This is a genomic window from Psychrobacter sp. 4Dc (assembly GCF_002836715.1).
In the GTDB taxonomy this organism is placed as follows: domain Bacteria; phylum Pseudomonadota; class Gammaproteobacteria; order Pseudomonadales; family Moraxellaceae; genus Psychrobacter.
In genome coordinates this window covers 1-22,679 of the sequence record NZ_PJAT01000110.1, presented here as the reverse complement: position 1 = coordinate 22,679, position 22,679 = coordinate 1, and the positions used below count along the sequence as shown (strand labels likewise).

Annotated in this window: 15 protein-coding genes and 1 tRNA gene; 1 reads left to right on the top strand and 15 read right to left on the bottom strand. The window is 42.9% G+C overall.

Annotated elements, in window-relative coordinates; all coding sequences use genetic code 11:
- Positions 1-178: 178 nt before the first annotated feature.
- The 5 genes from pilQ to pilM are packed head-to-tail and all read right to left on the bottom strand — an operon-like array spanning position 179 to position 5,515.
- A complete protein-coding gene (gene pilQ, locus CXF61_RS10180) occupies positions 179-2,530 on the bottom strand; it encodes a type IV pilus secretin PilQ (protein WP_165598125.1) in 2,352 nt (783 codons plus the stop codon).
- A 27-nt stretch (positions 2,531-2,557) separates the two neighbouring features.
- Positions 2,558-3,091, bottom strand: coding sequence for a pilus assembly protein PilP (locus tag CXF61_RS10175; RefSeq protein ID WP_165598124.1), 534 nt, complete (start codon positions 3,089-3,091; stop codon positions 2,558-2,560).
- Positions 3,091-3,810 carry a type IV pilus inner membrane component PilO gene (locus CXF61_RS10170; RefSeq protein WP_165598123.1) on the bottom strand — a complete coding sequence of 240 codons (720 nt, stop codon included), beginning with the start codon at positions 3,808-3,810 and terminating at the stop codon, positions 3,091-3,093. The genes CXF61_RS10175 and CXF61_RS10170 overlap by 1 nt, the downstream gene beginning before the upstream one ends.
- Positions 3,807-4,460: a PilN domain-containing protein gene (locus tag CXF61_RS10165; protein ID WP_165598122.1), complete on the bottom strand. Its 654-nt coding sequence runs from the start codon at positions 4,458-4,460 to the stop codon at positions 3,807-3,809. Before CXF61_RS10165 ends, CXF61_RS10170 begins: the two co-directional genes overlap by 4 nt.
- On the bottom strand, positions 4,460-5,515 hold the full coding sequence (gene pilM / locus CXF61_RS10160) for a type IV pilus assembly protein PilM (protein WP_165598121.1): 1,056 nt from the start codon (positions 5,513-5,515) through the stop codon (positions 4,460-4,462). Before pilM ends, CXF61_RS10165 begins: the two co-directional genes overlap by 1 nt.
- Before the next feature lie 193 nt (positions 5,516-5,708).
- Here pilM and CXF61_RS10155 point away from each other — a divergent pair, with 193 nt between their 5' ends.
- On the top strand, positions 5,709-8,345 hold the full coding sequence (locus CXF61_RS10155) for a penicillin-binding protein 1A (protein ID WP_165598120.1): 2,637 nt from the start codon (positions 5,709-5,711) through the stop codon (positions 8,343-8,345).
- 160 nt (positions 8,346-8,505) lie between these two features.
- Here CXF61_RS10155 and CXF61_RS10150 read toward each other — a convergent pair whose 3' ends face one another.
- From CXF61_RS10150 to CXF61_RS10105, 10 genes are all read right to left on the bottom strand, one after another.
- Positions 8,506-9,030, bottom strand: coding sequence for a DUF6586 family protein (locus tag CXF61_RS10150; protein WP_101204294.1), 525 nt, complete (start codon positions 9,028-9,030; stop codon positions 8,506-8,508).
- A gap of 166 nt (positions 9,031-9,196) precedes the next feature.
- Positions 9,197-13,414 carry a DNA-directed RNA polymerase subunit beta' gene (gene rpoC / locus CXF61_RS10145; protein WP_165598119.1) on the bottom strand — a complete coding sequence of 1,406 codons (4,218 nt, stop codon included), beginning with the start codon at positions 13,412-13,414 and terminating at the stop codon, positions 9,197-9,199.
- 151 nt (positions 13,415-13,565) lie between these two features.
- Complete coding sequence (gene rpoB / locus CXF61_RS10140; protein WP_165598118.1) at positions 13,566-17,684, bottom strand: DNA-directed RNA polymerase subunit beta; 4,119 nt, start codon at positions 17,682-17,684, stop codon at positions 13,566-13,568.
- A 764-nt stretch (positions 17,685-18,448) separates the two neighbouring features.
- On the bottom strand, positions 18,449-18,820 hold the full coding sequence (gene rplL / locus CXF61_RS10135) for a 50S ribosomal protein L7/L12 (RefSeq protein WP_057761722.1): 372 nt from the start codon (positions 18,818-18,820) through the stop codon (positions 18,449-18,451).
- A 120-nt stretch (positions 18,821-18,940) separates the two neighbouring features.
- Positions 18,941-19,468, bottom strand: coding sequence for a 50S ribosomal protein L10 (rplJ, locus tag CXF61_RS10130; protein WP_057761724.1), 528 nt, complete (start codon positions 19,466-19,468; stop codon positions 18,941-18,943).
- 457 nt (positions 19,469-19,925) lie between these two features.
- Entirely contained in the window at positions 19,926-20,627 is a 702-nt protein-coding gene (rplA, locus tag CXF61_RS10125; RefSeq protein ID WP_057761725.1) for a 50S ribosomal protein L1, read from the bottom strand.
- The gene (gene rplK, locus CXF61_RS10120; RefSeq protein WP_057761727.1) at positions 20,627-21,058 is read right to left on the bottom strand and encodes a 50S ribosomal protein L11; all 432 of its coding nucleotides are present in this window, start codon (positions 21,056-21,058) and stop codon (positions 20,627-20,629) included. Before rplK ends, rplA begins: the two co-directional genes overlap by 1 nt.
- A gap of 90 nt (positions 21,059-21,148) precedes the next feature.
- Positions 21,149-21,679: a transcription termination/antitermination protein NusG gene (gene nusG / locus CXF61_RS10115; RefSeq protein ID WP_057761729.1), complete on the bottom strand. Its 531-nt coding sequence runs from the start codon at positions 21,677-21,679 to the stop codon at positions 21,149-21,151.
- A gap of 71 nt (positions 21,680-21,750) precedes the next feature.
- Positions 21,751-22,236, bottom strand: a complete 486-nt coding sequence (gene secE, locus CXF61_RS10110) for a preprotein translocase subunit SecE (RefSeq protein WP_057761731.1) — start codon at positions 22,234-22,236, stop codon at positions 21,751-21,753.
- A 51-nt stretch (positions 22,237-22,287) separates the two neighbouring features.
- Positions 22,288-22,363, bottom strand: a tRNA-Trp gene (locus CXF61_RS10105).
- Between the last annotated feature and the right edge of the window lie 316 nt (positions 22,364-22,679).

Here is a 22,679-nt window from a genome sequence, read left to right as displayed (position 1 = left end):
ATACAACGTCATTGTTATTCTGGCTAGTAATGAGCCGTGATTATTGTGAGTAAAATTTAGAGCACACTATTCATCAGTACATACATAAATACTGCAGCTCGAAAACCACCAATCTCGCGCATAAAAAAAGCAAGCACTATGGCTTACTTTTTTTAACAACTAGCTAACTGCTTTATGACTAGTTCAGACGGCTCGTACCATCATTAATAAGCTTTGGAGTCACAAAGATAAGTAGCTCTTCTTTAGTGTTGTTTCGTACATCTTTACGGAAAGCACGACCGATATAAGGCAAATCACCTAAGAAAGGAACCTTCGTTACTTCGTTACCGGTACGGTTTTTGAAAACACCACCTAACACGACTGTTTGACCATCTTCAATAATGACGTTGGTTGATATAGAGTCTTCAGAGATAGCAACCTGGTTATTGATGATAGTCGGTGTGCCGTTGGTAATGACCAATTGCAGACCAATTTTACCATCAGGCGTGATATTTGGTGTCGCTTCTAGACTTAATGCAGCCTCTTTAAAGCTGGTTGTCGTCGCACCACTGGCTGATGCTTCCTGATACGGAATCTGAGTACCAGAAGAGACCTTTGCTGTCTGCTTGTCTGCGGTTAAAATCTTAGGTGTAGAAATAACTTCACCACGGTTATCCGCCTGCAATGCTGACAACTCAAGATCTAGCATCACATCAGACATACTGAGCAAACCAAAGGCGATACTACCTGCTGGGTTGGAAACACCCAAATCAACGTTTAAGTTATCAGGGCGACTAATGTCATAAGAAGGATAAGAAACGGTTTGACCATTTACCGTCGTCGTCTCTACATCAAAATCTTTTAAATCCCATAAGGTTTGATCGCTACCGCCAACCAATAAGCTGCGGTTGTTGGCGGCACCATTTGACAAGATACCCCAACGAACACCAATCTCTTTACTAAAGCTATCAGTTGCACTGACGATACGTGCTTCAATCATAACCTGACGCACAGGGATGTCAATCTTGCTGATTAATTTATGGATGTTTTCGATACTGTCAGCAACGTCTTTAATAATCAAAGTATTGGTACGTTCATCAACCGTTACCGTCCCACGATTGGATAACAATGTATTATTATCCTCACGATTTGCGAGGCCACTACTATTACCAGTCGCGCCGCTACCTTGCGAAATAAGGGTTAAAACATCTTGTGCTTTTGCATAGCTTAAACGAATGTACTCAGTACGCAAAGGTGCGTAAGATTGAACAGCTTGCTGTGCTTCTAGTTCACGTGCTTCTTGCTCAGCCAGCTCAGTAGAAGGCGCAACCAAAATCACATTACCATTCTCACGCTTACCCAAGTTTTTGCTTTTCAAAATAATATCGAGGGCTTGATCCCAAGGAACGTTAATCAAACGCAAAGTGATGTTGCCAGCAACGGAATCACTTGCCACGATATTCATCTCAGTAAACTGCGCCAAAATATCTAAGACACTACGAACCTCAACATCTTGGAATTCCATAGATAGCGGTTCGCCACTATAGACTCTTTCTTCCAACGTCGGCTCACGTAACAGCTCAGGCTTTTTAATACCAATATTTAACTGATTACCTGATTGGTAGGCTTGATACTCATAATCGTCATTCATGTTGATGGTAACGACGCCATTCTGACCTTGGTTTTTGGTATCAATACTACCAACAAGACCGCTGTTAATATTCAATCGGCGTAACAAGTTTCTCGGAACCGTACTACCAGTCAAACGTACGACAAGTTTATTACCTTGGCGCTGCACATCTACTGGAATAGCTTCGTTAGCCAGTACCATACTGACATTACCGCCACCATCACTGCCTGCTGAAAAATTGACTGCGCTTAGCCCATCATAGCTATACTGCTTGCTTACTTGCGAAGCAGCCAATTGAGGATTCAAAAGCGGATTGACTCTGACCACCATCGTATCAGCTGGCACTTCGTTCTTCACAACAACCTTGTTCGTGGTACGTACAGGTGCCACTGGTACGGTAGAGCTCTCAACAATAGGCGTAACGACTGCAGTCGTTGTCATACTATTATTGTTATTGAGCACATCTTGAATCGGGTCGCTGGTAATGACGGGACGATTAGGGTCAGTGATGGTTAGCAATAAATCATTGCCTTCAATCGCTGTTGTATAATTTCCTGATTCTTTTAAACCAACAATGAGGCGCGTGGTACTGTCACTACTTAGCGTAGTAACGTCATTAATCGCACCGATATTATATTCATTAAAGCGACTAGCAAGCCCATTCTGTACTTGTTCGAAATCTAGGACTAAGCGACTAGGATTATCAAGCTGATAGGCTGCAGGCAATACTGGCAATCCTGTAAAGCCCAAACGCATTTGCGTCACTGCAGGTGCGGTCTGTACTACAGAGACATTATCGATGCGCTGTGCAGCATGAGCACTATTAGTCACAGCCACCATACTGACTGCCAGTGCTGAAATGGCAAAAGCAGAAGACATGCGGTTGCTCATCATCATTACCTTGTTATTGCGTACTGTCATTATTTATTCCTCAAAAAATCTGCCGACTTAGCTTATAGGGGATACCAGCGACTGGGGTTTTTCTACAAACCCTGCGCGGCTATCTGGCACAATTTCAATCAAGTTAACCTGGGTCGGCGTGATTTCAACAATACGGCCGTCATTCAATCCAAGATAATCGCCTACTTTAACACTCGCAACCGAACCATCGGGACGTTGTATCAATGCATATCGCTGACCTTCGGGCGAAATCACCACACCTCGGAAGACCAATTGCGACAGTTCATACTGCTCAAGCGGTTCTTTGATTCTGTTGATATCTGGTCGTACACCATCTATAGGAGTGGTCGGGCCTTGCACATTGACTAAACTCGGTGGTAAAAATGGACTACGTTGCGAGCTTGCGCTATATACAAAATCTTCTACCAGTTCGGCTTTAGGCGGCGGCTCAATAGGCTGTGCAGGCTGGTTGCGGATATCGGTCATCGCCTGCTCTGCCATACCTATACGGTCACTACACCCTGTCATAGATAAAACAGTGACACTTAAAACCAATAGCATGGGCATTCTTTGGATATTCATTAGTTGCCTCCTGCATTTGCATCAGTAGCGGCAGCGGCATCACCTTCAGGAGCCGCTTCTTTAGAGCGATAAGTCTTAGTTTGCAATACTAAATTGAGCTCTGGCAAAACATCTAATGTAGGCTGCGGGTTACTAACTTCAAAATCATGCATCGTAATAATTCGAGGCAGTGCAGCAAGACCACTGATAAAGCTACCAAACTGATGGTATTCACCCAAAGCCGCGATACGTATTGGCTGCTCAATAAAGAATTCATTTTCAATTTCAGGCTCTACTGAAATATCTTGGAAACGAATATTACTACCAACGCCTGTCATGTTTATGCCTTCCACCAATTCTGACACACGCGTATCTTTCGGCAACTGATCTAACAAAGTATTAAATTCAGTTTCCATTTGGACAACTTGCGCTTGATACGCTTTTAAATGACGAGCGCGAGATTCTTTTTCACGGTAGCTATCAAGCAAGGTCTGCTGCTGGCTTTCAGCCGCATTGATCTCATCGATTTTGCTACTGATGGGTAATGCCCATGACAATGCTGCGATAAAAGTGATGATAAGACCAATCACTGTCACCTTGACAGGTAATGGCCAACTGCCATAGTTTTCTGAATCTAGCGACTCAAAACTACGGCGAAACTCATTTAAATCGAATTGCCTTTTTGGCTTTAAAGCAGATTTTTTGGTTTTAGAGAGGCTCTTTTTGCGGATAAGCTTCATAATGCACCTCCTAGACCAGTATCGGTATCAGCAGCAGTCGGAGTTTCCGATTGTACTCTAGTCGTTACTACAAACTGTACGTAACTATCTTCAGGATAAACGGGGCGCGCCTGCTCACCAGTATTAACCGTATTATTGAGGGCTGGAGCAGCCTCATAAGCGCTAATATTCTGTTGAATGTTACTTACTGCTGAGTTGCCCATCCATTTACTGTTATCAAGGTTACGAATCAGGCTGGACACAATATTTGGATTGTCCGCTAAGCCTGTCAAAGTTAGCGTATCACCTTCACGTTTAAGGTTGTTTAGATAAAGTGCTGGTGGAATAGCTTTAGCGAGATCATCCCATAAACGTACAGGCACAGGACGTCGTCCCTGCAAATCTTGAATGACTTGCATGCGTGAAATAATGTCTTCACGGCGCTGTTCTAAACTGTCAATTTCGGTCAATGCAGTGTCTAAGCGAGTGTTTTCTTGTTCGATCAATGCGTTGGCATCAAGCTGCTCATCAAGTTCATTATTGAAATAACTCCATGAAGCGAAGGCTGCTAATAGTGTCAGTAATGTCACCGCCACTATCAATGTCATAAACTCTTTGTTACGACGTTCACGCTCTTCTTGTCGCCAAGGTAAAAGGTTAATACGAGCCATTAGTCAAAGCTCCTTAACGCAAGACCGCATGCCGCCATTAAGCTTGGCGCATCAACCGCCAGTTGCTCATTATCGATATTTGGTGCAATAGTCATATTGGTAAAAGGGTTGGCAACACTAACAGTTACACCCAGCTTTTGTTGTGCCATACCAGCGAGACCTGCAATAGAACTGCTGCCTCCTGCAAGCACAACATGATCGATACTGCTATATTGACTTGATGAGAAATAAAACTGTAAAGAGCGAGTAATCTGTTGAATGGTATTTTCTATAAAAGGGGTTAGTACTTCAGGATAGTAGTCATCAGGTAAGGTACGTTCGCGTTTACTTAGTGTCGCTTCTTCTGCTGATAGGCCATAGCGATTTTGTATTGCCTCGGTCAGCTGAGCGCCGCCAAATAACTGCTCACGACTATAAATAAACTCACCATTCTTAGCGATATATAACGTGGTCTGATTGTGGCCGATATCTACCAACGCTACTAGTTCTGGTACATTTGGCAAACTATCTACCATCAATCCAAATGCACGCTCGATTGCATGAGACTCGATATCCATGACTTTCGTTTGTAGGCCACCAAAGGCTAAAGCATCGACACGTTGGTCGACGTTTTCTGAACGAGAAGCAGCAAGCAACACCTGAACCATATCTTCACTAACCAAAGACGGTCCTAATACTTCAAAATCTAGATTGACGTCTTCTAATGGATAAGGCACGTATTGGTCGGCATCCAAACGTATTTGCGCCTCACGCTCTACATCGCTGAGTGTCATATCCATATCAATAATTTTAGTAATCACTGCAGAGCCAGAAACAGCGGTCGCAGCATTGCTACCCGCGACTTGGCAGCGTCTTGCCAAGCTCGCTATAATATTACCAGCAGCTTCTGTATCTACTAGAATCTTATCGACCACGATACCTTCCGGTAGTCTTTCAATACCATAAGATTTTAGGTGAAACATGCCTTGCTGACGCTGTATGTCAACCAACTTTACTGAAGTGGCACAAATATCCACGCCAATCAAATGTCGACTTTTGGAAGTAAATAGCCTCACTAGCTCTATACCTTATATTAAGTGTACAATCTGGTAGTTATTTGTAATAATTCAATACAATACTTTACTTAATTGATAGATTCAAGCATTTAAAAATATATTAAGGCCAACTTACACATTTATTATGACCTGCCTATTTTGTTCAATGTATAATAATATTGTCTGCTACAAATTCTAACTAATAAGTCTTATTATGGCCAAAACAAATGCTACCGCTCGTCTCATTCGCTTTTTGGTGGGACTTTTTATCGCTTGCCTAGCATTGGCAGTTGTTCTAGCACTTGCTGTACCTATTGGTTTTTATGGGATGGCCATGTATTTGTCACCAACCCTACCTAGTACGCAAGAGATTAAGACAGCCAAACTAGAAATGCCATTACAGATTTATAGTAGTGATGATAAATTAATCGGCCAATACGGCAATCGTTTATCATTACCAGTTAGTTTTGATGAGATTCCTGAAGATTTAACTCATGCTTTTTTAGCGGCCGAAGATGCTTCTTTCTTTCAGCATAGCGGAATCAGTATTAAAGGTCTTGGTCGCGCTGTCACCGAAGCAGTCACTGATGACGATGGTCAAACCGGTGGCTCTACCATTACGATGCAGGTCGCTAAAAACTATTTCTTAAGTCCAGAACGTACTTTAAACCGCAAACTCACAGAGTTGTTTTTGGCGCGGAAAATCGAAGACGAGCTGAGTAAAAATGATATTTTGACGCTATATGTCAATAAAATCTATCTGGGCGAAGGTGCCTACGGCATTCGTGCTGCGGCCAAAAAATACTATAGTAAGTCATTAGACAATTTAACCATTGCTGAAATGGCCATGTTAGCCGGCCTACCAAAAGCCCCTTCTAAATATAATCCTGTTGCCAATCCTAGCCGTGCACTGACTCGCCGCAACTGGATCGTTGGACGCATGCATGAGCTTGGCTATATTACCAAAGCTCAGTATGATGAAGCGGTCAACTCCCCTATAGGTATCAACCTATATAAAGAAAAGCTCGATGTAAATATGCCTTATTTGGCAGAAATGACGCGCGCTTCTTTGGTCGAACGTTATGGCGATCAAGTCATGCACGGTGGGTGGCGCGTACGTCTCACAGTAGATAGCAAAGCACAAACAGATGCAGAAGCAGCAGTAGTAACAGGATTGATTGCCTACGAGCATCGCCATGGTTGGCGCGGGGCTGAAGCAAATGATGAGCCTCTCGAGAACTTTCAACGCTACAGCAATATGTCTCCTGCCAAAGTGACTAAAGTTAATTCTCGTAGTTTTGATGCAGTCCTACAATCTGGTGAAGAAGTAACCGTTAATTGGTCTGGTATGAAATGGGCACGTAAATATATTTCTGCCGACCGTATTGGTTATTATCCTAGTAATGCCAGTCAAGTTGTTAAGAAAAACGATATCGTTCGTGTGATACCTACTTCAAATGGCAACTGGCAATTAGGTCAAATACCTAAAATTCAAGGCAGTTTGGTCTCGTTGAATCCAGAGACTGGTGCTGTCAATGCATTAGTCGGTGGCTTTGATTTTAACCACAGTAAGTTCAACCGCGCTCTACAAGGCTGGCGTCAACCTGGCTCAACCATTAAACCACTTGTTTATACCGCTGCTTTAGAAAAAGGTTATCGCCCAGACACCATCGTGTCTGACCGAGCTATCCAAGTAGGTGACTGGAAACCTAAAAACTCTGATGAACGTTTCTTAGGTGATATCACTTTACGTCGCGGTTTATATTTGTCGCGTAACCTCGTATCTATTCGCTTGTTACAAGCTATCGGTATCTCAAGTACGCGCAACCTATTAGATGAATTTGGTCTTGATAAAGAAAAGCTGCCGACAACATTATCATTAGCACTTGGAGCAGGACAAGCCACACCATTACAAATGGCCACGGCTTACTCAACTTTCGCCAATGGTGGTCATCGTGTCCAACCTTACTTTATTGAACAAATTTACAATTATAAAAACGAGCTGTTGTTTCAGGCAAATCCACGTCAAGCATGTGCACTATGCTTTAACGAAAAACTTGAGAAGGTCAATAGCAGCTTAGTTGAAGAGTATGAGAAGTCAATCGAAGCGCTTGATGATAGCAGTAATGAAATAACTGCCGATAATTCATCATCAGAAGGTAATGATGATAGCGAAACAACAGATAAAGAGCTTGATTTAACGGTATATAACGCAGGTCCACAGTCAGACCGCCTGAAAGCGCCTGCCGTACAATATGTAAGGGCCAAACAAGCACCGCGCATACTGCAACCTAGAGTGGCTTTTGAGATGGCCGATATACTACGCGATGTAGTCCAACGCGGTACAGCGGTAAGAGCAAAGGCATTAGGTCGCAATGATATCGGTGGCAAAACTGGTACCACCAATCAGGCCAAAGACGCATGGTTTGCAGGGTTCCATCCTACCAATGCGACAGTAGTATGGATGGGATTTGATCAACCATCTACTATGGGCCGCCGTGAATATGGTGGTGTGGCAGCGCTGCCAGTATGGATGGACTTTATGAAAGCTCAGCTGAAAGACACGCCAAGCCAATGGGTATCTATCAATAATCGCTCAAAATCCAGAAAGCAACAGCAAAGTATCATAGAGATGACTGATGATGGCGTCCTAGTTAACGACGCCTCCAATAAATCAGCAAAACCAGTCAAGACTCAAACCCAGCAGCGTAAGCCTTCGGTTCCAGAGCCTACTGAGGAGACGAGCACTCCACCATCAACGAAACCAAGTAGCAATCGTAGTGATGACAGCGTACCGGAAAATCCATTAACGGTGACACCCGTTGAAAGTATGCCACCGATGCCAGAGTAACAAACAAGACTATTTTTAGTTAATAAGAAAAAGGCTTATTCAGCAATGACTGAATAAGCCTTTTTTATGCGCTGTAGACTATGGCCTACCCTACTTAATCATACTTTAAAATGGTTCAATAAATAGCGGTCAAAGAATAAATTTGCTAGTTTACTTCCTATTAGAATTCAACCATACCTGCACGCAGTTGTTCAATCAGCTCCAAAAGCTGATTACGCCATTCCCGTATCGTTGTTTCATCAGGTAGCCATTGATTGGATAAGGTGACAACATTGACAATCAAGTCTGGCGACGCTGAATGACTGCTTGGCGCTTCATCGACGATAGTATCTGGCGGTACTGCATACAGACAACGCTGATAAGCACGTTCTATATTGGCGATAAAACCTTGCTGCTGTAATTGCTGCAAACGCTGAATCTCAGGAGATACTTGGGTACGCTCGCTCAGTGCTTGCTCAATATCGAGCAAAGTTGGCGCCGTCATGTTTAAGCTATAGAAATGACCCAACTCCTGAATAAATGCTAATAAAGCACCATGTAAATGAAAAATAGCAGTCTCACAATGGGCTTGGTATAACTGCTTATCATTGGTACTTCCTGCAGATTGGCAAGATAAACGACAGAAATATAACTTTTGATTGGTTCGATCTGCTTGATATTTGGCGACGCGAGTTTTACCTGCCATTTGCTAATTATCCTTTTATGAATAGTGAATTAGAGCGTATTTCCAGTGTACTATTTTTTTAGATGATAGCACCATGCCTTTCTTAGTTTTTTATACGCACAAAAAAGCCAGCAACTTAGGCTGGCTTTTTTATCAAATTAAGAATGAATCAAAATACTTAATGCGATTAATTATCTTGATTTAACTCTTGAGCAAATGCTTCGTCGAAGCTTGCAAAGTCTTTGCTATCAGTGCTTGCAGTCATATCAAACGCTGCATTCAAATCTTTATCTTGTAGCTTCTGATCTGCTTTCTCTTTACGTGCTTTATGATAAGCAAGACCCGTACCTGCAGGAATCAAGCGACCCACAACCACGTTTTCTTTCAGACCACGTAGCTCATCCACTTTACCAGTCACAGCAGCCGCAGTTAGTACACGGGTTGTTTCCTGGAAAGAAGCCGCTGAAATAAAGCTTTCAGTTGCTAGACTTGCTTTGGTGATACCTAGTAATTGACGCTCAAACTGTACTGGGAATTTATCTTCCGCTTCTAGCTTCGCATTCAATGCTTTGATATCTGCATACTCGACCTGATCACCTTTGAAGTGACTTGAATCGCCGCCGTCAGTGATTTCAACTTTACGCAACATCTGACGAATGATAACTTCGATGTGCTTGTCGTTGATTTTTACACCCTGCAAGCGATAAACGTCCTGTACTTCGTTGACGATATAATCAGCAAGTGCAGTCTGACCTTTCAAACGTAAGATATCATGTGGGTTCTGTGGACCATCAGCGATCACTTCACCACGTGCTACCGTCTCGTTTTCAAAGACGTTGATTTGACGCCATTTCGGGATTAGCTCTTCATGTACTTCACCATCTTCATTAGTAATAATGAAGCGGTTCTTACCTTTAGTCTCTTTACCAAAGCTTACGACACCAGTCATTTCTGCCATGATGGCGTGATCTTTTGGACGACGTGCTTCGAATAGATCAGCAACACGTGGTAGACCACCGGTAATATCTTTTGTACCAGAAGATGCTTGTGGTACACGGCCTAGAATCGAACCTGCTGCAACTTTCTCACCATCGCTCACGCGGATGATGGTTTCAGCTGGTAAGAAGTAAACCACTTCTTTGCCTTCGTCAGTGTTCAAGATAATCGCAGGACGTAAGTCTTTTGCTGAGCTTGAACGGTCACGCGTGGCTAGAATCTCAAATGAGCTCATACCAGTCGCATCATCAACTTTCACTGTGGCAGTCATACCGTCAGTGATGTCACTGAAGCGTGCTGTACCAGCAAATTCTGTGATGATTGGATGCGTATGCGGATCCCATTTAGCGATAGTTTGACCGCCTTCAACCTGCTCTTCGTCTTTCACAAGTACACTTGAACCATATGGTACTTTATAGCGCTCACGCTCACGGCCAAGCTCATCGGTCAATGCGATTTCAGCTGAACGCGATACGATGACTAAGTGACCATCGGTATGCTGTACTGTTTTCATATTTTCAAAGTGCGCTTGACCAGCATTACGTACAGAGATGCTGTTGTCTACAGAGGCTGAACTCGCGGCCCCACCTACGTGGAACGTACGCATGGTTAACTGAGTACCCGGCTCACCGATAGACTGAGCTGCCATAACACCGACTGATTCGCCGATATTCACTTTATGACCACGTGCAAGGTCACGACCATAACACTGTGAACATACGCCATGTTCGATATCACAAGTAATTACTGAACGTACCCAGATATCATCGATTGCGTTGTTATCAAGGACGTTAACCCAGTACTCATCGATCAATGTACCAGCTGGAATCAATACTTTATCAGCATCGTCATTATAAGTAACGTCACGAGCAGTCACACGACCCAGTACTAGCTCACCTAGCTTCTCAATGATTTCACCACCTTGGATATGTGGTTTCATGAGTAAGCCTTCTTCAGTACCACAATCATCGCTAGTGATAACCAAATCTTGTGCCACATCAACCAGACGACGAGTTAGGTAACCAGAGTTAGCGGTTTTCAGTGCTGTATCCGCTAGACCTTTACGTGCACCGTGAGTTGAGATGAAGTACTGTAGTACGGTCAAACCTTCACGGAAGTTAGCTTTAATCGGTGTCTCAATAATTGAGCCATCTGGTTTCGCCATCAAACCACGCATCCCTGCCAACTGACGAATCTGTGCCGCACTACCACGAGCACCAGAATCTGACATGATAAAGATAGAGTTGAATGATTTCTGCTCGTCTTCTTCACCTTTTGCGTTGATAACTTTATCTGTTGCCAAGTTGTCCATCATCGCTTTAGCGACTTTGTCATTGGTACGTGACCAGATATCAACTACTTTGTTATAGCGCTCACCAGCAGTTACGAAACCTTGCTCGAACTGATCTTCGATTTCGCGAACTTCGCCTTCTGCCACTTCGATGATTTGCTTCTTAAGTGGTGGAATAACCATGTCATCGATACCGATAGACACGCCAGATAATGTTGCTTGAGCAAAACCAAGATACATCAATTGGTCAGCAAACATAACACTTTCTTTGACGCCAACTTTACGGTAGCAAGAGTTGATCAAACGAGAGATGTTTTTCTTCGTCATCTCTTGGTTACACTCATCAAACGTCATACCTTTAGGCATGATGTTCCAGATAAGTAGACGACCAGCAACCGTATCTTTGATACTGATTTCTTTGGTCTCGTTACCTTCTTCGTCAATTTGCGTCTCAGTAACACGCACTTTGATCTTGGCGTTTACATGTAGATCGTTTGAACCAATTGCACGCAATGCTTCATTAACGGTAGCAAAAATCATGCTCTCGCCTTTGGCATTGATAGACGAGCGACTGATGTAATATAGACCTAGTACAACATCCTGAGATGGTACGATGATCGGATCACCGTTCGCAGGTGACAAGATGTTGTTGGTAGACATCATCAAGGCACGTGATTCAAGCTGCGCTTCTAGCGTCAATGGCACGTGAACGGCCATTTGGTCACCATCGAAATCGGCGTTGAATGCGGTACAAACAAGCGGATGCAACTGGATGGCTTTACCTTCGATCAATACTGGCTCAAATGCCTGTAGACCCAAACGGTGAAGTGTTGGCGCACGGTTAAGAAGTACTGGATGCTCACGGATAACCATGGCCAGCATATCCCACACTTGTGGCTCTTCACGCTCTACCATCTTTTTAGCAGCTTTAATCGTAGTCGCTAAACCATGAGACAATAGTTTGTTATAAGTAAATGGCTTGAATAATTCTAGTGCCATTTTCTTAGGTAGACCACACTGATGTAGACGTAGTGTTGGACCTACAACGATAACCGAACGACCAGAGTAATCGACACGCTTACCAAGTAAGTTCTGACGGAAACGACCTTGCTTACCTTTGATCATATCTGCCAAAGATTTCAATGGACGCTTGTTACTACCAGTGATGGCACGACCGCGACGACCGTTATCAAGCAACGCATCTACTGACTCTTGCAACATACGTTTTTCGTTACGCACGATGATGTCAGGTGCGCTTAGCTCAAGCAGACGCTTAAGACGGTTGTTACGGTTGATCACACGGCGATATAGATCGTTTAGATCTGACGTCGCAAAACGGCCGCCTTCTAGCGGTACTAGAGGACGCAAATCTGGTGGTAGTACTGGCAAGATGTTCATTACCATCCACTCAGGCTTGTTATTAGAATCACGGAATGCTTCTAATAATTTGAGACGCTTAGACATTTTCTTAAGCTTAGTCTCAGAACCAGTTTGTGGAATCGCTTCACGTAGCTCATCAATTTCAAGATCGATATCGATGTCTTTTAATAGGTCTTGAACGGCTTCAGCACCCATCTTGGCTGTGAATTCGTCACCAAACTCTTCAAGCGCTTTGTAATAATCTTCGTCATCAAGCAACTGGTATTTTTCTAAGCTAGTTAGACCAGGCTCAGTCACGATATAGCTTTCGAAATATAGAACGCGCTCGATATCACGTAGCGTCATGTCTAGCAATAGACCGATGCGGCTTGGTAATGATTTTAGGAACCAAATATGCGCAACTGGACTGGCTAGGTCGATATGGCCCATGCGATCACGACGAACTTTAGCAGTGGTGACTTCGACACCACATTTTTCGCAGATAACGCCTTGGAACTTACGGCGCTTATATTTACCACATAAACATTCAAAATCTTTTACTGGGCCAAAGATTTTGGCACAAAAAAGACCATCACGCTCAGGCTTGAACGTGCGATAGTTGATGGTTTCAGGCTTTTTTACTTCACCATGCGACCATGACTTGATGACGTCAGGTGAGGCTAAAGTAATTTGAATGCTATCAAACTCTTGGTTACCGTTGCCGGTAGGGCTTTGCATGATATCGAGTAAATCTTTCAAGTTGCTTCTCCGTTATCTTTATAATCATCTGACAGCGTACCATTGACGCAGATAAGATGAATGAAGGCAATGAATAGGGTTGAGACAAATCACTAAAAGCAGCAGCAATAAAGCAGACTACCTTTAGTGGACAACTAAGTTAAACAACGGGCTAGTTGCTTTGTTTTAACTCAATATTAATACCCAGTGATTTGATTTCTTTGGTCAGTACGTTAAACGACTCAGGCATGCCTGGATCCATATACTGCTCACCATCAACGATGTTTTTGTACATACGAGTACGGCCTTCAACGTCATCTGACTTCACTGTTAGCATTTCTTGCAACGTGTAAGTCGCGCCGTATGCTTCTAGTGCCCATACTTCCATCTCACCGAAGCGCTGACCACCAAACTGAGCTTTACCACCCAATGGCTGCTGCGTCACTAGAGAATAAGAACCTGTTGAACGCGCATGCATTTTGTCATCAACCAAATGGTTAAGCTTGAGCATGTACATGTAACCAACAGTTACTTTACGGTCAAACTTCTGACCTGTACGACCATCATATAATGTCTGCTGACCATCGCGATCCATACCAGCAAGCTCGAGCAAGTCTTTAACTTGGCTTTCTCTTGCGCCGTCAAATACTGCTGTGCCCATCGGTACACCGCCACGTAAGTTGTCTGCTAGCGCCATGATGTCATCATCACTTAAGCTATCAAGATCAACTTGCTCACCGCCTACTTGGTTATAGATTTTGTCCAAGAAGTCACGTAGCTCTTTGATTGCTGCTTGCGATTTGAGCATACCGTCAATCTTCTCGCCCAATCCTTTCGCTGCCATACCCAAATGCGTCTCTAGAACCTGACCGATGTTCATACGAGATGGTACACCAAGTGGGTTCAATACGATGTCAACGGTATTACCATTTTCATCATAAGGCATGTCTTCAACTGGCATGATGCGCGATACAACACCTTTGTTACCATGACGACCAGCCATCTTATCACCAGGCTGAATACGACGCTTAACCGCTAGATATACTTTAACGATTTTTTGTACGCCATGTTGTAAGTCATCACCAGCAGTCAATTTACGTTTTTTCTCAGCAAACTTCACATCGATGTCTTTTTGCTTATCAACCAAGTAATCAGCGATTTGCGTTAGACGCTCAGAGATTTCTTCTTCAACTGGTTGGATATCAAGCAACGTCTCAAGGCTCATATCTTTCATATCAGCCAATGCCATAACTGTACCAGCTTTTAGACCAGCACCGCCGCTGACTTTTTGGCCATCTAATAGATTACCAATACGACCACGTGCTGCTTCTTCAAAAATACGTAGCTCTTCTTTCAAATCTTTGCGATAGCTATCAAGCTGCGATTTTTCAATCGCTCTTGCGCGTGCATCTTTTTCAACGCCATCACGGGTGAAGACCTGTACATCAATAACCGTACCTTTACTTGAAGTTGGTACGCGTAGTGAAGTGTCTTTCACATCAGCCGCTTTTTCGCCAAAGATAGCCCGTAGTAGTTTCTCTTCTGGCGTTAGTTGCGTCTCACCTTTTGGTGTCACTTTACCAACTAAGATATCGCCAGCGTCAACTTCAGCACCGATATAGACGATACCTGCTTCATCAAGACTTGATAATGCTGCTTCACCAACGTTTGGAATATCAGCAGTGATCTCTTCTGTACCTAGCTTGGTATCACGAGCCACACAAGTCAATTCTTGGATATGAATAGTAGTGAAACGATCTTCTTTAACTACTTTTTCAGATAACAAGATTGAATCTTCGAAGTTGTAACCATTCCACGGCATAAATGCGATGCGGATGTTCTGGCCTAGTGCTAGCTCACCAAGATCCGTTGATGGACCATCAGCCAAGATATCACCCAAAGCAATCTCGTCACCTTGGTTAACAATGATACGTTGGTTGATACAAGTGTTTTGGTTAGAGCGCGTGTATTTGATCAAGTTATAGATATCGATACCCGCTTCACCAGCAGTCATCTCGTCTTCGTTGACACGAACAACGATACGTGATGCATCAACATCTTCAATCACACCGCCACGCTTAGCGATAACACAAACACCAGAGTCACGAGCAACGTGACGCTCCATGCCAGTACCTACTAACGGCTTATCAGCACGTAGTGTAGGAACAGCCTGACGCTGCATGTTCGAGCCCATCAAGGCACGGTTAGCATCATCATGCTCTAGGAACGGAATCAAACCTGCTGCAACCGATACTACCTGGCTTGGCGATACATCCATATGCGTCACTTTTTCTGGCGGCATACGAACAAATTCACCATAGCTACGCACACTGACCATCTCGTCAGACAACGCACCATCTTCAGTCATTGGAGAATCAGCCTGTGCAATGACAGTACCTACTTCTTCGATTGCTGACAGATACTCAATAACGTCAGTAACTTTACCATCAACCACACGGCGATAAGGCGTTTCTAAGAAGCCAAAGCTGTTGGTTTTAGCAAATGTCGCTAGTGAGTTGATCAGACCAATGTTTGGACCTTCAGGAGTCTCAATAGGACATACACGGCCATAATGGGTATCATGTACGTCACGTACTTCAAAGCCTGCACGTTCACGAGTTAGACCACCAGGTCCTAACGCTGATACACGGCGCTTATGGGTAACTTCAGACAACGGGTTGTTCTGATCCATAAACTGTGACAACTGACTTGAACCAAAGAATTCTTTAACCGCAGCCGCTACTGGCTTAGAGTTAATCAAATCTTGTGGTGACAAGTTGTCTGATTCTGCTGAGCTTAAACGCTCTTTTACAGCACGCTCAACACGTACTAGACCAACACGGAATTGGTTTTCTGCCATCTCGCCCACTGAACGAATACGGCGGTTACCTAGATGGTCAATATCATCGACATCACCGCGACCATTACGAATCTCGATAAGTTCTTTTAGAACGTTAACGATATCATCGTTGGTCAATACGCTGCGTTCGCGCTGGATATCAGGATCATCAGTATTATCAAATTCTAAACCAAGACGACGGTTGAATTTCATACGACCGACGTTTGATAAGTCATAACGATCTGCATTAAAGAACATGCTTTCAAACAGTTTCTCAGCCGTTTCAACCGTTGGTGGCTCACCTGGACGCATGACTTTGTAGATTTCGATCAATGCTTCTTCACGGCTTGAGGTGCTATCAGCACGTAGCGTATCGGCAATATAACTACCTTGGTCGATATCGTTGGTGAATAGAATGCTGAATTCTTTGATAGATTCACTGGCTTCAAACGCGCTCAATTTAACCAATAATTCATGGTCAATTGGCGTGTTTGCTTTAGCGATGATTTCGTCATTAACGACGATGTCTTCCGCTAAGATACGCTCGTATAGATACTCATCAGGCACAGCAATTTTCGTCATACCGGCTTCTTCAAGCTGACGGATACGGCGTGCGTTAATGCGTTTGCCCTGCTCTACGATAACATCACCTTCAGGTGATACAATATCAAACTGAGCCATCTCACCACGTAGACGATCAGCAACTAGGTCAATTTCAAACTGCTCTTCGCCTTTATAAACAGCAACTTTATCAAAGAATAAATCTAGGATTTCAGAAGTTGTTAGACCAAGTGCGCGTAAGATGATTGACGCAAGTAGTTTACGGCGACGGTCAATACGAGCAAATACTAAATCTTTTGCATCAAATTCAAAGTCTAACCATGAACCACGATAAGGGATGATACGTGCGTTATAAAGCACTTTACCACTTGAATGCGACTTACCTTTATCATGGTCAAAGAACACACCAGGTGAACGATGTAGCTGAGATACGATAACACGCTCAGTACCATTGATAATAAAAGTACCGTTAGCAGTCATCAAAGGCATCTCGCCCATATAGACGCTTTGCTCACGGATATCTTTGATAGCAGCTTTGCTATCTTTGTCTTTGCTGTCTTTGTCTTTGATGATCAAACGGATTTTGACACGCATAGGCGCAGCAAACGTTGAACCACGTAAGATACACTCACGCTCATCAAATTCAGGCGTGCCTAAATAGTACTCAACAAATTGTAGCTCTGCGTTACCAGAGTGACTCTCAATTGGGAAAATAGAGGAATACGCAGCTTGCAAACCAGTATTCTCACGAGCTTTCGGCTTTTTGTGCTCTTGCAAAAATTGCTCATAAGAATCTACTTGAATAGACAGTAAATAGGGAACGTCCATTACAGTGGGCAATTCAGCAAAACTTTTGCGAATACGCTTTTTTTCAGTATAAGAATATGCCATCGAGAGTCCTTACAGTAAACGTGGAAACAAATTAAAAGCGTGGCCAGTATGCATAAATACGATGCAAACGTGGCGACGTAAACGATAATATAAAACGGGTCTTCGTGTTCAGTTCATGTCTTTTCTGTCAATTACTACTTTACTCTTCAGTGCTTACCTAGCACACTTCACTTAATCTCGTCGTTGCTTGCTAGATTCATGGTAAGTGAATCAGTCTATATGACTGTTGCAACCAAAAAATTCAATATTATATAATCTATAACGCATTGCCTATCAGGCTTACTTTACAAATACATTGCTGGGAAATAATGTCTATTAAGATTGCATCCATACCACTTGCCATCTAGACTACTTATTACCGAACCATGTTCCCTACACATACAAGCTGTCTATGAGACTGAATATCGACAGTCATGCCACACCAAGTAGGCAACTTATGATCAACAGCTTTTTTAAGAATACCGCTTTTTTCAGGATTAATAATCGGGGTAACTATAACTTTTAGAATCAGTATAAACTATAGTGTTGATAGGAAAGCATGCAGACACAAAAAAATGCCAAACATCTACAGACGTTTAGCTCATATTAACTGATTTCAAAAACTGGCATGTGTGCTTGCATGTATATCGTCTGTCCTTTTGATGGGTATCCACCGTGATGTTGCATACGTATGTTGGCAGACACAAAAGGTCAAGCTACGAATTATAGTAAAAAAAAGCTGGCAATGCAAGGCATTACCAGCTTTTTTTCGTACAGTGTTAAACTTATTTTAGTTCAACAGTTGCACCAGCTTCTTCAAGTTTCTTTTTCAACTCTTCAGCTTCAGCTTTAGATGCGCCTTCTTTGATTGGAGCTGGAGCGCTTTCAACCAAATCTTTCGCTTCTTTTAGGCCAAGACCAGTAGCTTCACGTACGGCTTTAATTACGCCAACTTTCTTCTCGCCAAAGCTGGCAAGAACTACGTCAAACTCGTCTTTTTCTTCAGCAGCAGCAGCAGCAGGACCAGCAGCAGCAGGTGCAGCAGCAACAGCAGCTGTTACGCCGAATTTTTCTTCCATGTCGCTGATTAACTCAACGATATCCATTACTGACATTTCAGCGATTGCATTTAACACGTCATCTTTAGATAGTGCCATGAGAACTCTCCGTTATCTGATAAAAATTAATTGATTCTAATATCGCCTTGATTGCTTGCCTAATGTGACAATAAAGTGCAACCAAAATTAGCGATGTTAAAGTTACGTTAAAACAAGCAATTAAGCAGCTTCTTTTGCGTCTTTGATTGCCGCTACAGTGCGAACGAACTTGCCAGGAACAGCGTTCATAGTCTGGACAAGCTTGGTCACTGGTGCATTCATAGTAGCCATCAAGATAGAGATTGCTTCGTCGCGAGTTGGTAGCTTCGATACGCGCTCTAGCTCTTCTGGACCATAAACTTCACCACCGACTGATACTAATTTGGTCTCTAAAGCTTTGTTATCTTTGCTGAAGTCGAAAACGACTCGAGCAGCAGATCCCAAATCTTCCATAGAGAAAGCCAAAAGTAGTGGACCAGTCATACGGTCTGACATGCTCTCAAACTTAGTGCCTTCAAAAGCGCGTTTTGCTAGTGTATTTTTTACCACTTTCAAAACCACACCTTTATCACGAGCTTGTTCGCGCAGCTTAGTAAGCTGTGCAACACCAATACCGTGATATTCGGCAGCTACTGCTGAGTAAGCATTAGCAGCAACTTCAGACACTTCAGCCACAACTTGTTGTTTTTGTTCTAGCGTTAATGCCATAAGTTGACTCCTTTAATCTTATCAATCGACTTATAATAAAAGTGCCAAAAACAAGGTTTTTATGCGCTCAAACTGTAAGCTAAGACTGACTTGATACGACACATTACCAGCGGATTCAATTAATAAAAAAAGCATCTACTGGTAACGACTGATTACGGCACCGTTATCAGAATGACGTTGAGTAATAGTTTGAAGATTATAAATAATCTTATCGCCCTATCCGCTCGTGTCTTAAACTGTGTGGGCCACCGTCTGCGTAGGACAACTAAGATTTTCATCTGTCGTCGATTAACAAAAGTGACTTATCATCATAAACAACTATCCGAAGATCGCTAACTATGACTCTAAACTACTCTCTACCTACGGTCTTAGACAGCGTAGCAAATACTACGCTGACCTAATTCTTTAAAAACTGTTTGTGTTTATCACTCAAAATATTTGAATATAAAAACTTTAATTATTTAGCAGTACGATAAGGAACAGCGTCGATCGTTAGACCTGGACCCATCGTGCTAGACAAGGTAATTTTCTTAATGAAAGTACCTTTAGAAGTAGCAGGCTTAGCACGCTTTAGATCAGAAAGAATCGCTTGCGCGTTTTGCTCGATTTGATCAGCAGTGAAACCAACTTGGCCGATAGTTGCATGGATGATACCAGCTTTATCAACACGGTACTGAGCCTGACCAGCTTTCGCATTAGTCACAGCTTCAGCAACGTTTGGCGTTACCGTACCAACTTTAGGGTTAGGCATTAGACCACGTGGGCCTAGGATAGTACCTAACTGACCAACAACACGCATTGCATCTGGAGCTGCGATAACAACATCAAAGTCCATGTTACCGGCTTTGATTTGCTCTGCTAGGTCTTCAAAACCAACGATGTCTGCACCAGCTTCTTTAGCGGCTTCAGCAGCAGCGCCTTGAGCGAATACAGCAACGCGTTTGGTTTTACCAGTACCAGCAGGTAGGTTAGTTGCACCACGAACTACTTGATCAGATTTACGTGGATCAACACCCAAGTTTACCGCGATATCGATAGACTCTTTGAATTTTAGCGCTGGCAAATCGTTTAGGATTTGAACCGCTTCTTCAATAGTGTACTGTTTTTCGTTATCAATACGGCTTTGAATTTCTTTTTGACGTTTGGTTAGCTTAGACATTATACACCCTCCACGGTAATACCCATTGAACGTGCAGTACCAGCGATGGTACGGACAGCAGCGTCAAGATCAGCTGCAGTTAAGTCTGCATTCTTAGTCTTAACGATGTCTTCTAGTTGTGCACGGTCAACTTTACCAACTTTAGCAGTGTTCGGTGTACCTGAACCTTTAGCAATACCAGCAGCCTTACGTAGTAAGTATGCAGCTGGTGGTGACTTCATGATGAAGGTAAAAGATTTGTCGCTGTATACTGTGATCTCAGTTGGGATCGGTAGACCTGGCTCTTGGCCTGAGGTCGCAGCGTTAAATTCTTTACAGAACGCCATGATGTTCACGCCTTTTTGACCCAAAGCTGGACCAATAGGTGGTGAAGGATTTGCTTTGCCTGCAGGCACTTGCAGTTTGATGTAACCATCAATCTTCTTAGCCATGATACTCTCCTAAATGGGTGATAGCGCCAAATCAATGTGGTATATACCTAATTGACTAACAGCTCCCCGGTTGATGAATTTTTTGCTAATTTAGTCTAGTTTTTCAACTTTACTAAATTCAAGCTCAACCTGCGTAGGTCGATTAAATACGTTTACCGTTAGATGTAGTTTAGACTTCTCATAATCCACTTTTTCTACCAACCCTTTAAAGTCAGTAAATGGACCATCGATAACCAACAACTCTTCGCCTGGCTCAAATAGAGTCTTAGGACGTGGGTCAGTTTCAGTCTGGTTCAAACGGTTTAAAATGCGATCAGCTTCTACTTGCGTAATCGGTGCAGGCATCTCAGGCGTACCACCGATGAAGCCCATAATACGAGGACAGTCTTTTACGATGTGCCAAGTATTATCGTTCATCTCCATTTGGATCAATACATATCCAGGAAAGAACTTGCGCTCACTCTTACGTTTTTTGCCGTCTTTCATTTCGACGACTTCTTCAGTAGGAACCAATACATCACCGAATGACTCAGCGAAGTCACTACGGTTAATACGATCAGTTAATGAACGTTGTACTTGTTTTTCATATCCTGAAAACGCTTGGACAATATACCAACGCATATCACGCTCCTGATCGTTATAAATAAGTCGTTAAAAGTAAATGTCTCGCTAATAGTCACTAATACGTGCTATTAACCGATAAAGATACCAACGAACCAATTAAAAAAGTTATCCAATAACCAAATAAAGAAACCGGCAATCGCAATCACGACAATTACTTGCCATGTGTATTGAAAGGTTTCATCTTTACCTGGCCATGTCACTCGGCGAAGCTCAACGGCAGCGTCTTTTAATAATATTTTAAAAGCACGGCCTTGATGTGTTAACGCCAAACAGACTAATGCAAATACAACAAGTGCGACAATAATACCAATACGTACCCAAACATCGTTGGCAGGTTGCCAATAGCCCGGTAAATATTGATTTACTAGAGTCGCACCGATTAATACAGCTGCGGCAAGTAGCCACAAAATCAAATCTTTTATTGAGCCAGTCTTAGCCACTTCAACAGCAGTAGTACCGCTAGCTGAAACATGCTTATTTTTAGACAGCATTCCACCAGCAACCGCCTTGGCATCAGATAACTTAGTCTCGAGGTTATCTTGATCATTGCTCATAAAGAACTCGCTTCGGAGATGGTGGGGTACAACAAAGATGTGATAAGAAGATGGCAGGCGATGTAGGACTCGAACCTACAACCCTCGGTTTTGGAGACCGATGCTCTACCAATTGAGCCAATCGCCTATGGGTGTAAAGGACAGCATTATACAATATTTAGCATAGAATGCAAGCCCTTGACGGTAAAATTATTAATTTTACCTGATTTTGCACTGCCGCAATCTAAAATAACTGCTAGCATTAAGTGCAGCGATAATATAACAAGCTATGCTACAGATTACAATATGCTATCTAACAAATAATTGTCTCTATCACACATGTAGCTAATTCATTAATACACGCTAGGCATAATTCTATTTTCGATCATGCTTCAACTTTCTCCAATAAAAAAGGCCACCCTAAATAGGATGGCCTTTTCTATGACTAATTCATAAGCTCATTG

Coding starts and splice junctions, on each gene's coding strand:
- CXF61_RS10170 (WP_165598123.1), bottom strand. CDS start 3,810: ATGAAGCTTATCCGCAAAAAGAGCCTCTCTAAAACCAAAAAATCTGCT.
- nusG (WP_057761729.1), bottom strand. CDS start 21,679: ATGCGTTGGTATATTGTCCAAGCGTTTTCAGGATATGAAAAACAAGTA.
- rplA (WP_057761725.1), bottom strand. CDS start 20,627: ATGTCTAAGCTAACCAAACGTCAAAAAGAAATTCAAAGCCGTATTGAT.
- CXF61_RS10165 (WP_165598122.1), bottom strand. CDS start 4,460: ATGGCTCGTATTAACCTTTTACCTTGGCGACAAGAAGAGCGTGAACGT.
- rpoB (WP_165598118.1), bottom strand. CDS start 17,684: ATGGCATATTCTTATACTGAAAAAAAGCGTATTCGCAAAAGTTTTGCT.
- rplJ (WP_057761724.1), bottom strand. CDS start 19,468: ATGGCATTAACGCTAGAACAAAAACAACAAGTTGTGGCTGAAGTGTCT.
- pilQ (WP_165598125.1), bottom strand. CDS start 2,530: ATGACAGTACGCAATAACAAGGTAATGATGATGAGCAACCGCATGTCT.
- rplK (WP_057761727.1), bottom strand. CDS start 21,058: ATGGCTAAGAAGATTGATGGTTACATCAAACTGCAAGTGCCTGCAGGC.
- CXF61_RS10155 (WP_165598120.1), top strand. CDS start 5,709: ATGGCCAAAACAAATGCTACCGCTCGTCTCATTCGCTTTTTGGTGGGA.
- rplL (WP_057761722.1), bottom strand. CDS start 18,820: ATGGCACTATCTAAAGATGACGTGTTAAATGCAATCGCTGAAATGTCA.
- CXF61_RS10175 (WP_165598124.1), bottom strand. CDS start 3,091: ATGAATATCCAAAGAATGCCCATGCTATTGGTTTTAAGTGTCACTGTT.
- CXF61_RS10150 (WP_101204294.1), bottom strand. CDS start 9,030: ATGGCAGGTAAAACTCGCGTCGCCAAATATCAAGCAGATCGAACCAAT.
- secE (WP_057761731.1), bottom strand. CDS start 22,236: ATGAGCAATGATCAAGATAACCTCGAGACTAAGTTATCTGATGCCAAG.